This is a genomic window from Fulvivirga sedimenti (assembly GCF_020328055.1).
Genome location: NZ_JAIXNE010000001.1, coordinates 640,331 through 654,941, shown reverse-complemented (window position 1 = coordinate 654,941; position 14,611 = coordinate 640,331). Strand labels below are relative to the sequence as shown.

The 14,611-nt window shown below is 48.3% G+C and carries 14 protein-coding genes; 8 read left to right on the top strand and 6 right to left on the bottom strand.

Features of this window, described 5'->3' with window-relative positions; genetic code table 11:
- Window positions 1-88: 88 nt before the first annotated feature.
- Window positions 89-1,798: a serine hydrolase gene (locus LDX50_RS02960; RefSeq protein WP_225696918.1), complete on the bottom strand. Its 1,710-nt coding sequence runs from the start codon at window positions 1,796-1,798 to the stop codon at window positions 89-91.
- A gap of 257 nt (window positions 1,799-2,055) precedes the next feature.
- On the opposite strand from LDX50_RS02960, the gene LDX50_RS02955 reads away from it, so the two are divergent.
- A complete protein-coding gene (locus tag LDX50_RS02955) occupies window positions 2,056-2,496 on the top strand; it encodes a RidA family protein (RefSeq protein ID WP_225696917.1) in 441 nt (146 codons plus the stop codon).
- A 10-nt stretch (window positions 2,497-2,506) separates the two neighbouring features.
- Here LDX50_RS02955 and folK read toward each other — a convergent pair whose 3' ends face one another.
- Window positions 2,507-2,989, bottom strand: coding sequence for a 2-amino-4-hydroxy-6-hydroxymethyldihydropteridine diphosphokinase (gene folK / locus LDX50_RS02950; protein ID WP_225696916.1), 483 nt, complete (start codon window positions 2,987-2,989; stop codon window positions 2,507-2,509).
- Between the two features lie 71 nt (window positions 2,990-3,060).
- Here folK and sppA point away from each other — a divergent pair, with 71 nt between their 5' ends.
- The 3 genes from sppA to LDX50_RS02935 are packed head-to-tail and all read left to right on the top strand — an operon-like array spanning window position 3,061 to window position 6,512.
- Window positions 3,061-4,788 (top strand): signal peptide peptidase SppA, encoded by a 1,728-nt coding sequence (sppA, locus tag LDX50_RS02945; protein WP_225696915.1) that lies wholly within the window; start codon window positions 3,061-3,063, stop codon window positions 4,786-4,788.
- A 43-nt stretch (window positions 4,789-4,831) separates the two neighbouring features.
- The gene (gene bioB / locus LDX50_RS02940; RefSeq protein WP_225696914.1) at window positions 4,832-5,830 is read left to right on the top strand and encodes a biotin synthase BioB; all 999 of its coding nucleotides are present in this window, start codon (window positions 4,832-4,834) and stop codon (window positions 5,828-5,830) included.
- 58 nt (window positions 5,831-5,888) lie between these two features.
- Window positions 5,889-6,512 carry a hypothetical protein gene (locus tag LDX50_RS02935; protein ID WP_225696913.1) on the top strand — a complete coding sequence of 208 codons (624 nt, stop codon included), beginning with the start codon at window positions 5,889-5,891 and terminating at the stop codon, window positions 6,510-6,512.
- Here the strand turns inward: LDX50_RS02935 and cysM are convergent, their stop codons facing one another.
- Genes cysM through LDX50_RS02915 form a run of 4 tightly spaced genes read right to left on the bottom strand, consistent with a single transcriptional unit; the run spans window position 6,513 to window position 10,533 of the window.
- Window positions 6,513-7,394, bottom strand: a complete 882-nt coding sequence (gene cysM, locus LDX50_RS02930) for a cysteine synthase CysM (RefSeq protein WP_225696912.1) — start codon at window positions 7,392-7,394, stop codon at window positions 6,513-6,515.
- Between the two features lies 1 nt (window position 7,395).
- Window positions 7,396-8,217 carry a serine O-acetyltransferase gene (locus tag LDX50_RS02925; RefSeq protein WP_225696911.1) on the bottom strand — a complete coding sequence of 274 codons (822 nt, stop codon included), beginning with the start codon at window positions 8,215-8,217 and terminating at the stop codon, window positions 7,396-7,398.
- Between the two features lie 51 nt (window positions 8,218-8,268).
- Window positions 8,269-9,465 carry an alkaline phosphatase family protein gene (locus LDX50_RS02920; RefSeq protein ID WP_225696910.1) on the bottom strand — a complete coding sequence of 399 codons (1,197 nt, stop codon included), beginning with the start codon at window positions 9,463-9,465 and terminating at the stop codon, window positions 8,269-8,271.
- A gap of 60 nt (window positions 9,466-9,525) precedes the next feature.
- Complete coding sequence (locus LDX50_RS02915; RefSeq protein WP_225696909.1) at window positions 9,526-10,533, bottom strand: haloalkane dehalogenase; 1,008 nt, start codon at window positions 10,531-10,533, stop codon at window positions 9,526-9,528.
- A 251-nt stretch (window positions 10,534-10,784) separates the two neighbouring features.
- Here LDX50_RS02915 and LDX50_RS02910 point away from each other — a divergent pair, with 251 nt between their 5' ends.
- The 4 genes from LDX50_RS02910 (at window position 10,785) to LDX50_RS02895 (ending at window position 14,608) form a co-directional block, all read left to right on the top strand.
- A complete protein-coding gene (locus tag LDX50_RS02910; protein ID WP_225696908.1) occupies window positions 10,785-11,354 on the top strand; it encodes a YceI family protein in 570 nt (189 codons plus the stop codon).
- A gap of 26 nt (window positions 11,355-11,380) precedes the next feature.
- Window positions 11,381-12,658: a hypothetical protein gene (locus tag LDX50_RS02905; protein ID WP_225696907.1), complete on the top strand. Its 1,278-nt coding sequence runs from the start codon at window positions 11,381-11,383 to the stop codon at window positions 12,656-12,658.
- 82 nt (window positions 12,659-12,740) lie between these two features.
- Window positions 12,741-13,316 carry a hypothetical protein gene (locus LDX50_RS02900; protein ID WP_225696906.1) on the top strand — a complete coding sequence of 192 codons (576 nt, stop codon included), beginning with the start codon at window positions 12,741-12,743 and terminating at the stop codon, window positions 13,314-13,316.
- A complete protein-coding gene (locus LDX50_RS02895) occupies window positions 13,313-14,608 on the top strand; it encodes an acetyl-CoA hydrolase/transferase family protein (protein ID WP_225696905.1) in 1,296 nt (431 codons plus the stop codon). Before LDX50_RS02900 ends, LDX50_RS02895 begins: the two co-directional genes overlap by 4 nt.
- Window positions 14,609-14,611 lie beyond the last annotated feature (3 nt).

The following is a 14,611-nucleotide window of genomic DNA, read 5'->3' as shown; positions in this document are numbered from 1 at the left end:
GCTGCTTCTGTTCTGTTGGGATGTTTTTCATCCTTACATTATTTTTACTTTCAATTAGCCCCATTTACTAAAGTTTGAAACGTTATCGTCACTCACTCATCCTCGGCGCCTCATAATCCCCTCCCTGGTGTAGTGTGAGGCTCACAACCTTGCCGGATGCATCCTTATTGAAGGTGATCTGTGCATCAACGATCTTACTGTAAAATTTGGATTCTGAGGAAGCAAACAGCTCACTTTTGTTTTGTCCGCTTGGATGAATAAATAGTTGATCGCCTTCTCTCAGAATCTGTAAAATGAAGTCAGCTTCCAATTCGTAACTGCCGACAAATTCATTAAGTTGTTCTTCAGAAAGTTCGATTTCAGGAAGTAAATTACTTGTATCAACACCTAATGATTCCAACACGTCGATACCATTTTGATTATTTGGATTCATTGTCACCGAAACTTTATAATTCTCAATTGATCCGGTGGTGTCCCCGCTCACTAATAGCCCTTCTGCATAACTATCATAGGCATTACCTGAATTAGGCCTTAATTCAGTATTTAGTTTGAATAATTTTAAAGCAGTTTGAATGTCATCACCCCGGAGGTAGGTATATCCTAACGTATTAATGCCTTCCTCGTCGTATTCATTTCTATCGGGTTGCTGGGCATAACGATTCTTCGTTTCTTCGACCGCCTTGTCAATTCCTTCACTTTCAATGAGTGCGGAAATCTGGATGGCCAGGGGAATTTCGGGTAGTTCGAACTCTTGTTTCGCCAGAATATTATCCAGCGCGGTATTGATCTCCTGCATTGCGAACGAATTACCCTTATTTGTCAACAGTATGAACGCATTACCCGTATCCAGGTACCGCCTGATGTAGGTTCTGTACCCGGATAATCCCCCGGAATGTTGCACAAAATGTTTCTTTTGATTGATTCCCCAGCCAAATCCATAGTTCGATGTATCTCCGGAAGTGAGAATATAAGGCTGAAACGCTTCATTCATCGTTTCCATGGAAACCAGTTTGTAGTCTCTTAACCCCTGGTCCCATTTAAATAAATCGTCGAGGTTGGAATAGATACCGCCATCTCCTGTTGTAAAAATGTCATAGTCATCCAATTCTCCGGCTGCATTGTACCCGACAGCCCTGTTATTAACCGCGGGTTCCGACAGATCATAAACGAGGGATTGATTCATTTCTAACGGAGTAAAAACATTCGTTTTCATAAACTCGTGAAACGGTTCCCCGCTGGCCTTTTCTGCGATCATAGAGAGCATAACATAACCGCCATTACTGTAGGAATATTGGGTTCCGGGTTCAAAGTCTAATTCTTCCTGTTCGATAAGAACCTTATAAACGTCATCATTTTTTACACCAGGTTCGTAGGCACCTAGTCTGAAATAGTCAGGGATTCCCGACGTATGCGTCAACATGTGTCTGATCGTAATCCTATTTGCGTAATCAGGAAAATCAGGAAAATAATCAGAAAGTTTATCCTCATAGGACAGTTGGCCTCTTTCTTTCAGAATCATGATGGCCATGGCGGTAAACTGTTTTGAAACCGATGCTAAATAAAAGGAAGATTCAGGATTCAACTGCTCGTTCTTATCAAAATCAGCATATCCAAAGGCGTTTCTGTAAACGATCTTGTCATTCTGAGCAACCAGTATGTTTCCGTTGAACAGGCCATTTTCATAGGAGAAATTCATCAGCGAGTCGATGTTGTCGGCGATTGAACTGTCCTGAGGGGTGGGTGTATTACATCCGATAACAACAACGGTTAAAAATAACAAAGGGAATAATTTTTTCATATTGAGGGGGTTAGCTGGTGAATTTAACAAAAACCGGCGTTGATGAAAACATTTCCGGAGTGTATGCGCTCCGGATAAAAAGATTTATAAGGTAATACTGCTATTGCCCCCTGCTCATTTGATCCGGCATGTTTAGCATGCAGAAGTATATGTCCCCATACCTAAGCTTTGGCTGCAAAACCATTCCCTTATTTGTATTTATCATGATATATTCATCTCCAGGTTTTATCTTGAAGTTTACAAATAAATTATAACCCATGAAATATATTTTACTGTCAGTAATTTTTCTTGCGGCCGGCTGTGTCGAGACTCAGAAGCCGGAGGCTGTCTTTATCCAGACCGATCAGCATGCCAGCCGGAACCTGCCCTTTTCACAGGCTGTACGTTATGGCGACCTGTTATTCGTCTCCGGTCAGATCGGTGAACTGGAAAACGGGGAAGTCATCAAAGGGGGTATCATTCCCGAGACCACCCAAACCATGCTCAATATTCAGAAAATCCTCGAAGCCAATGGTTCTTCCATGGAGAATGTGATCAAGTGTACCTGCATGCTGGCAGATATCGACGACTGGGCAAGAATGAGCAGTGCGTATGTTAAATTTTTCCCAAAACATAAACCCGCCCGGAGCGCATTCGCCACAACCGGACTTGCCATGGGGGCAAAGGTTGAAATTGAATGTATCGCTACGGTAGAATAACCACAGAAAATCAGATCCTTTTTACTTCCAGCGGATCCGGGCATTCAGCCAGCAGGGTCCGCTGATCCTTTTTTAACACCGGATGAATGAAATCCCCGGCGATTTCAGCCAGTGGCTCAAGCGTGAACCGGCGCTCGGCAATAAAAGGGTGGGGAAGGCTCAGCGCATCAGTTCGTATCACCTCATCATTGTAGTAGAGGATATCAATATCAATCAGTCGGGGTCCCCATTTTTCAGTTCTCTTCCGACCCATGGCCTCTTCCGTTTCCAGGATGATATCCAGTAGTTCCAGCGGCGGATGCTTGGTGCGCACCTGCACCACGCAATTCAGAAAATCATCCTGCGGTATTGGTCCCCAGGCCGCTGTTTCGTACATTGATGAACGCTGAAGAACGTATACCTGCCGCAGGGCAAGTTGCTCTTCCGCCTCCCTGAAACGTTGAATTCGATCACCGATATTGCAGCCTAAAAGTAGAAATATTCCGTCTGTCATAATATTGGATAAATGTAAGAACAAACGATTGATGAAACGTTACTTTTGTATACTTCAAGTTAGGCTTATATATGAAATTCCTTCGAAATTTACTCGCCAGTTTGCTGGCATTGATCCTGTTTTCACTGGGCATCCTCTTTCTGATCGGATCCATTGTGAACAGTGAACAACTTACCGAGGTAAAAGAAAATTCCGTACTTCACCTGAAGTTTACCAAACCTGTAACCGAACGGGAAATGGAAAACCCGTTCGAGGAATTCGGGTTTGCTCCAGGTCCTTCATCGTCGATCGGACTCCAGGAATTGCGCGAAGCACTGGACCATGCGGCCACTGATGACAAGATCAAAGGAGTTCTGCTGGATATGGACGGCTTTATGGCCGGAATGGCCAGCCTCGAAGAAGTGAGGATGATGCTCGCTGAATTTAAATCGTCGGGCAAATTCGTGAAAGCATATGCTGAAAACTATGGTGAAGGCGGTTACTACCTGGCCTCGGTGGCCGACGAGGTCATGCTCCATCCGGAGGGATCGCTGGAATTCAACGGACTTAGTGCCAATATTCTCTTTTTGAAAGGTATGTTCGACAAAGTGGGCATTGAACCCCAGATTTTCCGTGTAGGCGACTTCAAGAGTGCCGTGGAGCCCTTTATCCGTGAAGACATGAGCGAGGAAAATGAACTTCAGATGAAGCAACTGCTTGCCAGCCTCAATAATCATATGCTTTCATCCGTTGCCGAATCCCGGAACCTTTCTCCTGACCGGGTGCGTACCATGAACGACAGCATGCTCGTTCATAATCCGCAGGATGCGCTGGCCATGGGACTGGTGGATAAACTTGCGTATTCCGATGAAGTTCGCACCAGACTTACCGAAACCCTCGGCGTGGAAAAGCTGAACCTTGTTTCCTACAGCGATTATCAAAACAGCTATGCTACCTTCGGAACCGGAAAGAGCCGGATAGGGGTGGTAATTGCATCCGGGGATATTGTGGGCGGACCCGGCAACTGGGATGTGATTGGGTCGGATCAGTTTGTAAAAACCATCCGTGAACTTCGGGAAAATGATGCTATCAAAGCCGTTGTACTCAGGGTGAACTCTCCGGGCGGAAGCTACCTGGCATCCGACGCGATCTGGCGTGAGGTTAAGCTCACCGCTGAGGTGAAACCCGTGATTGCCTCGATGTCGGATTACGCCGCCTCCGGAGGTTATTACATCGCCATGGCGTGCGATACCATCGTCGCGCAACCCAACACCATTACCGGATCCATAGGCATCTTTTCCATCCTGTTCAATATACAGGAGCTGATGAATGATAAACTCGGTCTCACCGTGGATGGTGTGTCCACAGGCGTGTATTCCGATCTATATACCTCAGACCGGCCGGTGACGCCCAATGAAAGGGCCATTATCCAGTCGGAAGTCAATAAAAACTACGATACTTTCATTCGAAAAGCGGCGGAAGGCCGCGGCATGAGCGAGGAGGCTATCCGCGCCATTGCTTCCGGGCGGGTATGGACCGGGGAGCAGGCCCTGCAAAATGGCCTGGTCGATATACTTGGTGATTTTAATACGGCAGTTACGCTCGCCGCAGAAAAGGCAGGTGTTGCCGATGACTACAGGCTTCGTTTCTATCCGCCACAGAAAACTTTCTTTGAAATTCTGATGGGTACGGAGGATGCGCAGGCGGAAGTCATGCAAAAGGAATTAGGAGCGCTGTACCCCGTAGTGCGTGAATTGAAGAAAATGGAAACGCTGACGGGTGTTCAGGCGCGTTTGCCATATAAAATTGAAATTCATTAGAAATACGTTGGTTCAATTGAGCCTTTCCTGCTAATTTGCTGGTATGAATGAACTTAGAAACGACTGGTCAAGGGAGGAGATCGCAGAGATCTATAACAGTCCTGTTCTTGATCTGATGTATCGCGCCGCAACTGTTCACCGGCAATATCACGAGTCAGGAGAAGTGCAGGTATGCACGCTGCTGTCGGTCAAGACCGGCGGCTGTCCGGAAGACTGCGCGTACTGCCCTCAGGCCGCCCGATATCATACCGATGTAAAAGTCCACAAGCTTCTTCCCACCGAAGAGGTGATCCAGAAAGCCCTTGAGGCCAGGGAATCCGGCAGTACACGCTTTTGTATGGGTGCTGCCTGGCGTGAAGTACGGGACAACCGCGACTTCGACCGGGTGCTGGACATGGTGCGCGGTGTTTCCTCACTGGGCATGGAAGTATGCTGTACGTTGGGCATGCTTACCGACGAACAGGCGAAAAAGCTGAAAGATGCCGGCTTGTATGCCTACAACCATAACCTGGATACCAGCGAGGAGCATTATGAGGAAATTATCTCCACACGAACCTATGACGACCGGCTGGATACCCTGGAGAATGTTCGCAATGCGGAAATCTCCGTATGCTCAGGCGGGATAATCGGTATGGGAGAGGGTCATTCCGACAGGATCGGCATGCTGCATACGCTTGCCACATTGCCCGAGCATCCGGAATCCGTTCCGGTGAATGCACTGGTTCCTGTAGAAGGTACGCCCCTGGAAAAACAACCCCGTGTGAGCGTCTGGGAAATGGTGCGTATGATCGCCACCGCCCGTATCATCATGCCGAAAGCCATGGTGCGCCTGTCGGCAGGTCGCGTGCGAATGAACCTGGAAGAACAGGCACTTTGCTTCATGGCGGGGGCAAACTCCATATTCGCAGGTGATAAATTACTCACAACTCCCAACCCTGAAGTGGTTCAGGATAAGGAGATGTTCCAGGTGCTGAATCTGAAGCCCCGAAAGGCATTCAAGGATGGTCCCGCAGTAAAATTTGAACAAATTCCACAACAATAAATTAAACACACACACCTGTCTGGAATGAAACTTGCAGCAGGACACAAAAAAGAAACATATGAAAAAGTTAGTACTATCCCTGTTGTTTTTATTTCCGGCAGTTCTCTTCGCTCAGGAGGAAGAAGTAAAAGCGACATTTGATTCCTTTAAAGCAGCCATGGTTGAGGGTAATACCGATGCTGTTCTGGCACTGACCTCTGCGTCATCCATGGAGTATTATTCAAACATGCTCGACATGGTCCTGTATGCCGATAGCGCCAAGGTAGCAGCCTTACCGTTAATTCAGAAAATAGGCGTACTCGGAACCCGCGTAAGAATCCCCAAGGAAGACCTCATTGGAATGGACGGAGAAAGCTTCTTCCGTTACAACATCGACAACAACAAGCAGAATAGCCAGCAGATCCAAATGCTCGGTATCGGTGATGTAATGAGCGTGGATGATAACACGGCCCAGGGCCAGGTTACAGCGAACGGACAGGCACTGCCGATGAGCATCAATTTTGTTCAGGAGGGTTCCGACTGGAAGATTGACATGAGCTCACTGGAAAACATGAGTGAAGGCCAGCTGAACCAGATCATCCAGCAGAGCGGAATGGATTTCAACCAGTTCCTGAAGATGGCCATGGCCCAGCAGGGTATGGAGGTGGATGATTCCATCTGGCAACCACTGGCTGAAAAATAATCAGTCGAAAAGATCTGAGCTGAGGTACCGGTCGCCCCTGTCGCAAACGATAAAGACGATCGTGCCCTCATCGAGCTCATCAGCAAGTTTTAAAGCGGCGGTCAGTGCACCGCCGCTGCTCATTCCAGAGAGTACACCTTCTTCCCGCGCCAGTCTCCTGGCCATTCGGGTGGCTTCGTCCTCACTAACATCAATGATACGGTCGACCCGTTCGGGTTCAAATATTTTCGGAAGGAATTCCGGAGACCAACGCCGTATTCCGGGGATACTGGACCCTTCGGTGGGCTGCGTTCCCACGATCTGAACGGCGGGATTCTGTTCCTTAAGATACCTTGACACACCCATGATCGTTCCGGTGGTTCCCATGGCAGAAACGAAATGCGTCACCTTTCCATGGGTATCCCGCCAGATCTCCGGTCCGGTGGTCTTATAATGCATTCCATAATTATCGGGATTGGCGAACTGGTTGAGCATGAAATAGCCATCTTCCTCTGCCATCTTCTCTGCCACCTCGCGCGAATATTCAATGGTCTTGTCGCCCGGGGTGAGAATCACTTCCGCACCGTAGGCTTTCATCGCCAGGATGCGTTCCCGGGTGGCCTTTTCAGGCATCAGCAGCGTCATCTTCAATCCCATAGTCTGGGCGATCATCGCCAGTGCGATGCCCGTGTTGCCGCTGGTCGCTTCCACAAGTCGGTCGCCCCGTTTGATCTCCCCGCGGTCCAGGGCTCCCTTGATCATGCCATAGGCAGCCCGGTCCTTCACACTTCCGCCGGGATTATTGCCTTCCAGCTTACCATATATAGAAACGTTTTTTTTAACGGGTATATGCTGAAGTTCTATCAACGGTGTATTACCGATGAGCTCAAAGAGTGTACTCATATTATTTTATGATTACCATGTCGCTTGTCCCTTCATTGGTATGGGACATGGTCGCTTTGTAATAAATTTTTGAATTCGGGGGTACGCTTTGGGTGAGCCAGACATTTCCACCGATCACAGATCCTGATCCAATGACGGTGCTTCCGCCCAGGATAGTCGCGCCGGCATACAGCACCACACCATCCTCAATAGTAGGATGCCGCTTGGTACTTGCGTCTTCCTTGCTTACGCTTAACGCACCCAGTGTAACACCCTGGTATATCTTTACGTGATTGCCTATATGGGTTGTTTCGCCGATTACCACGCCCGTTCCATGGTCGATACAGAAATATTCACCGATCTCAGCCAGTGGATGGATATCGATACCGGTAATGCCATGGGCATGTTCTGTGATCATCCTTGGAATGGTTTCCACTCCCAGGTCGGCCAGTGCATGCGCTATACGGTAGGCGGAGATCGCATAAAACCCCGGATAGGCACGTATCACCTCATCCCGCGAGCGCGCTGCGGGGTCACCCTCGTACATGGCGGTGATGTCTTTCTGGATCGATTCATATATGTTCGGCAGGCGGCTGAAAAAGGCATTCTCAATCTTTTGTTCCTCGGATTCCAGCAGGTTGCGGTACAGAATCCTTCTGAGCATCACGCGTAATTCATCAACACGTACATGGATGGACTGTACATCGGTAAGCGATTTTTCGGCAAATGGTGGAAAGAGGAGGCCCAGAAGTCCACGGTAAAAATTCCTTACCTCATGGGCAGGAGGGCATTTTGTGCATTCCTGGTGACTGTGCCAAAGCTGGTTGATGAATGATTCGTCCATAGTACGTTATATTACTAGTTTAAACGTACAAATGGCACTTTAGTTCCCTTGCTATTTCAGCAAAGGTTCGAGTACTGCCACGTCGCCGTCGCATTCCGGAGGTTCAATACCCAGGATACGGCACATGAATGGGAACACATGTATATTCTGAAACCCGGGAACACTGGAGCCGGGTTTGATATTCGGTCCCCAGGCATAGAAGATAGCACCCATTTCAGGTACGGTATAGGGATCAAAGCCGTGGGTGCCATAGGTCTCGTTTCGGGAGGCGACACGGAAGGCATGTCCCGGACTCGCCACGAGCAGTAAATCACCGATGCGCGGGTTGGAAGAATAATGCCACAATGCAGGGATTTCATCGCGCAGGTATACCTTGTAATTTTTTTCCTGCGACTTAAGCCGGTCATATATCCAGCCGGTATCGTCAGGATCATTCACATAGAGGTGTATGTGCGTTTCACTGTTGGACATTTTCACTGCATCCCTGGGGAAGGTGATCAGGTCTCCCAGGTCGATATAGGTATCCACATCGTATTTCATTTCATACATGCCATGATCGGAAACCACGATCAGGTTAATGGGCAATCCGCTTTTCTGTATACCTTCCATCAGCCTGCCCAGCAGCCGGTCGGCCTCCAGGAGGGTTTGGTGGTTTTCCTCGCTGTTCGGACCGAAGTCATGACTTTCCGAATCTACGATGGAGAAGTAAAGTGTAACGACACTCGGACGTTCCTTTTTGGGTAATGCGAACCAGCTGAAAACCGAATCAATACGTTGGTCATTCGGAAAATCATGGTCGTAAATCTTGTATATGTCGGGGTATTTCCCCAGCACAGGAGCTTCAGAGCCTACCCAGAAATAGGATGCCGACCGCAGTCCGTTATTCTGTGCATGCTGCCAGATGGGCGTGCCGCCATAGAATGCGGCATCTTCCACGATGTCCCGGTTATTGGTACGGTAGAAGACCTGTTCTTCCCGATCATAAAATGCATTATCAACCAGTCCGTGGTTCCCCGGATAAAGACCTGTAACCAGCGTATAATGATTAGGAAAGGTTTTGCTGGGGTAGCTGGGGCGCATGAAGGGGGCAGTGGCGCCTTCTTTAGCGAGCTGAAGGAAATGCGGAAGCTTGTAATGTTCGGCGTGGTCGTAGCGGAAGCCATCAAAAGAGACCAGTAAAACGTAGGACTCCTGGGCGCTCAAATGCAATGAGAAAACTAATAAGACACTCGCTAACAGTAACTTCATATTGCAATTATAAAATATCTGCTGGCTTTTTGCGACGATTTATAAAAAGGAAGTGTGAAATTATTCTTTCGAATTGGCGATAAAGGAGATAATGTGCAGGGCCATTTCATCACCCATATCTTCTTCGATAAAATGTCCTGTGCCAGCCATATAGATATGGGGCTGATTTTTTGCCCCCGGTATTTTTTCCCGCAGACTGCGTGCCCACCCGCTGGAGAAGTTATCGGTCGGGGAGAAAACGGTAAGGAACGGCTTGTTAAATTCCCGCAGCCGGGCCCAGGCATGGCGGTTGGCTTCACTTGCCGGATTATCCGGTGTGGTAGGTACCAGCATGGGCGCTGAGCGAACACCTGATTTATGTGCTTCTGTAGGGAAAGGCGCATCAAAGGCTGCCAGGTCCTGCCAGGTAAGATCTACAGTAGTTTGCTCCTGGATCAGTTCTGCTACCGGAAATTTCTCATAATTCCGAGATTCTTCCTGCCAGGCGATAAAACTTTCATTGGGAATTTCATCGCCGGTGGGGAGCCCGGTATTGCTGGCGATAACGGTTGCAAAGCGCTCGGGCACTTCGCCCACGATGCGCAGACCAATCAGTCCGCCCCAGCCATGTATGAATAAGTGAATGTTATCGAGGTGGAGCTCGTTGAACAGCAGAGTCTTCAGCCACTGTACGTGACGGGCATAGGTGTAGTCGGAATCTTGCTGTAGTTTGTCCGACTTTCCGAACCCGATCAGATCCGGAACGATCACGCGGTAATTGGCTTCAATAAAACCGGGGATCATGGATCTGAAGGTATAACCCCAGGTGGGTTCACCGTGTACCAGCACAATAATGTTTTCACCGTTCGGATTGATATCCAGGTAATGCATACGGATGTCGCCGTCCACCACGGCGTAGTGCGACGGGTAGTCGAAATTGCTGATATCGGCGAATCGCTCGTCTGGTGTGCGCAGAATCTGAAGATTTTCAAAATCCATACGTACTTCTCCCTGCAGGGAAGTAGACAATTCACGCGGGGTACAGGATACTCCTAATATAAAGCTCAATAAGACACCAAAACTCCTCATGCTTCCACAAAATGATTACTGCGAATATAACGAGAAAGCCAATAATGAAGTTACAACATATTCTATAAACGGAGTAAAGTTCGTGTAAATACCATATAATCAATGATTTATAAAATGGAATTCCTGAAGAGTGAGAAAAGACAATAAATATCATATGGGTATTGAGTTGTATATCACCCGAATACATGATAAGTGTCATGATTTTGGCATTATTTATGGCCTAATATTGAAGTGTCAAACAGGGAAACACCATGAGAAAGTTAAATCAAATCGCAATTCTATTTCTAATGCTGGTGCCAGCCTGGGGTTATTCCCAGTATTCGCTGGACGCATCGTCCTCATCCCTCGTGGTCGAGGGTACTTCCACTTTGCATGACTGGGAGATTGAGGCGGAAGGTATGAAAGGAAGCGCTTCGATTGATGCTGCCGGTAAGCTCGAGGCCGTTAAGTCGCTGAGCTTTACAGTTGTTGTAGACGGACTGAAAAGCCACAAGAGTGGTATGGACAAAAACACCTACAAGGCATTGAACGAGGACAAGTATCCCAACATTACCTACACGCTCAAAAAAGTCAACGGAATTTCCGACGCAGGTGGAGGAAAATTCAAAGTTTCAACAACCGGTGACCTGTCGATCGCAGGAACCACCAAGTCTGTGGATATGGACGTCATGGCGACCGTATCAGGAAGCACTGTGAAATTTGAAGGAAACTATCCGATGAAGATGACACAGTTCAATATTGAACCACCGACCGCTATGTTCGGATCCATAAAAACAGGCGACGAAATTACTGTCAAATACACCGTGAATTACAAAAAATAAGACGTTAGATTATAACAATACAAATCATGAAAACTAAATCAATCATCTTGCTTATCGGTTTACTGGCCATGGTGGCCAGCACTGCCACCGCGCAGTTTAACCGCAACCTCCAGTATTTCAGATATAATGATGCGCGAGGACTTAATGTATATGAAGTGTCCAAAACAGATACCGTAGGATACGACGGACTGCAGGTTCGCGTAGGAGGTGACTTCGCTATTCAGTTCCAGGGCCTGAGCCAGGATAACCTTGCCGGCAACCTTGCCGACATGGGAGGTAACTTCAACCTGCCCACTGCCAACCTGAACCTTGACGTTCAGCTGTATGATGGTGTTCGCATGCACTTGCGTACATATCTTTCTTCTCGTCACCACGAGGAAGCATGGGTAAAGGGTGGATACCTGCAGATTGACAAACTGGACTTCATTAAGCCGGGTTTCGCGGAAAACTTCATGAAGATTGCCCGAATCACTGTTGGTCTCGATGAGCTTAATTACGGCGACTGGCACTTCCGTCGCTCAGACAACGCCCGTGCGATTTATAACCCCTTCGTAGGTAACCTGATCATGGACTCCTTTACAACTGAAGCGTTTGGTGAAGTAACCTTACTCCCCGGCAACTTCATCGTGGTACTCGGTTTGTCCAATGGTAAACTCAACCAGAACGTGATCGTAAATGACAATACTGATAATAAAATGTCTTTCTACGGAAAACTGGGTTATCAAATGCCAATAGGTGACGAGGACAACTTCTTCCGGATCACAGGATCATGGTATACCAACAATGGAACTTCTACAGGAACCTACCTCTTCGGTGGTGACCGTGCTGGTGGACGTTACTACGGTGTTCTTTGGGCGGTTGACGGTGAAGGAAATGCAAGCGGCAGTGACTTCGAACCACGCTTTAACCCAAGATTCCGACAAATGACAGCGATCCAACTGGCTCCTTCATTCAAACTTGGCGGATTGGAATTCTTCGGACTCTATGAAATCATCAACAATGGAGAAGACCAGGGTAATGGTAACTTCAACCAGGTAGCAGCAGAAGCCCTGTATCGCTTCGGTGGACGTGATCAACTCTACATCGGCGGACGTTACAACGCAATAAGTGGCGAACGGAACGAAGGTGACCCTGAAATAAAGATCAACCGGATCAATATCGGTGGTGGCTGGTATCTTACCAAGAACATCCTTGCCAAAATCGAATACGTAAACCAGGAATACAAAGGCGACGGATGGCAATCATCCAAATATGACGGTGCAAGCTTTGACGGAATCGTTATCGAAGCAGCCATCAGTTTCTAGAATAGAATGCATAAATTTTCGAAGGCCGGGGAATATTCCCGGCCTTTGATTTGTTATCTTAACTGAAGATATCCTTAACCCCGTGAAAACATTTCTTTTTATAGTCGTCCTGTCATTAGCCGGAGCCTGCGCTTTCTGTCAGAAAACGGTTTCCATCATGGTCGACCCGGCAAGTTCGCTGAATATTCACGGCAAGACCAATATCAATAAATTCCTTTGTGCGCAATGTGAAACCCTTGATAAGGATACCGTTGAGATAACCATGACTAACGAGGATAAGGTTGTGCACCTCACCAACGCATCCCTCAAGATCCGTGTGAAAGACTTTGACTGCGGAATCAACCAGATGACCCGCGAATTCAGGGAACTCCTCCAGGCGGATGACCATCCCTATCTTCGAATGATCCTCGAAACAATTGAACCCATTGGTGATGGCAAATTCATTGCCAATATAGCAATTGTGCTTGCCGGTGTTAAAAGTGGGTACCGCATTCCGGTGGAAGTGCATGATGACGAACGAACCCTTATTTGTTCAGGAAAAAGCCAGGTAAGCTTCGTCGATTTCAACCTCGAACCGCCCGTTAAATTCATGGGTATGGTCAAGGTAAACGAGATGCTCGACATCTCCTTCAATCTCATTATCCGAAAAATTATATGAGCAGTTATTCCACGCACTCATTTCAATGGGTGACCGCCGAGGAGGCCGTAAAACACATCGGCTCGAATCAGCGTGTGTTTGTTCAGGGTGCCGCAATGACCCCTGAATTGCTGGTTGAAAAAATGGTGGCGCGTGCCGATGAACTCCGCAATGTCGAGCTGGTACACCTGCATACCGAAGGGGATGCGCCCTATTTGGCTGAAAAGTGTCGTGAAAGCTTTCACCTGAACAGCTTCTTCCTGGGAGGCAATGTGCGGAAGCACGTCGATGACGGCTATGGAGATTATATTCCGATCTTCCTGTCGGAAATCCATCAGCTCTTCCGTCGTAAAATACTTCCCATCAACGTTGCCCTCATCCAGGTGTCGCCGCCCGATAAACACGGATTATGCTCCCTGGGAACTTCGGTAGACATAACCCTGCCAGCCATCCAGGCGGCAGACCTGGTAATCGCGGAGGTCAATCCCTATGTGCCGCGTATGTTTGGCGATGCCATTATCTCGGTGCGACAGATCGACTTTGCTGTGCAAACCGACCATCCCATTGGTGTGCTGCAATCAGCTCCACTTTCCGACCAGGAACGAAAGATCGGCAAGCATGTCGCAGAACTCGTCGAAGACGGAGCTACCCTGCAGATGGGTATCGGCGGTATTCCCAATGCCGTGCTCGAACAGCTCGAGGACCGGCGCCGGCTGGGCGTACATACAGAGATGTTTACCAATGGTCTCGTTCCCCTGATCAAGAAAGGCGTGATCACCGGTGAAAATAAAATCACCAGTCCGGGTAAAATCGTTGCCTGCTTCGCCCTCGGAGATGCTGAGTTCTATGAATTCATTCACGACAACCCCATGATCCAGATGAAGACCGCCTCGTACACCAACGATACGGCTGTCATCCGGAGGAACCCCAAGGTGACCGCGATCAACAGCGCTATCGAGATCGACCTCACCGGCCAGGTATGCGCAGATTCCATTGGTACGTTCCAGTATTCGGGGGTAGGCGGACAAATGGATTTTATCCGCGGGGCATCGCTGTCACCCGGCGGCAAGGCCATTATCGCCCTGCCATCCATTACCAACAAGGGAATATCCAAGATCACGCCGTTCCTGAAGGAAGGCGCCAGTGTAACCACAACGCGCGCGCACGTGCACTACATCGTAACGGAGTTTGGGATCGCGCATTTGTACGGACTGAACCTGCGACAGCGGGCAAAGGCCCTTATCGAGATTGCCCATCCATCGAAGCGCGAGGAGCTGGAAAAGGCGGCTTTTGAACGGTTTAAGCGGTTTTGAGGG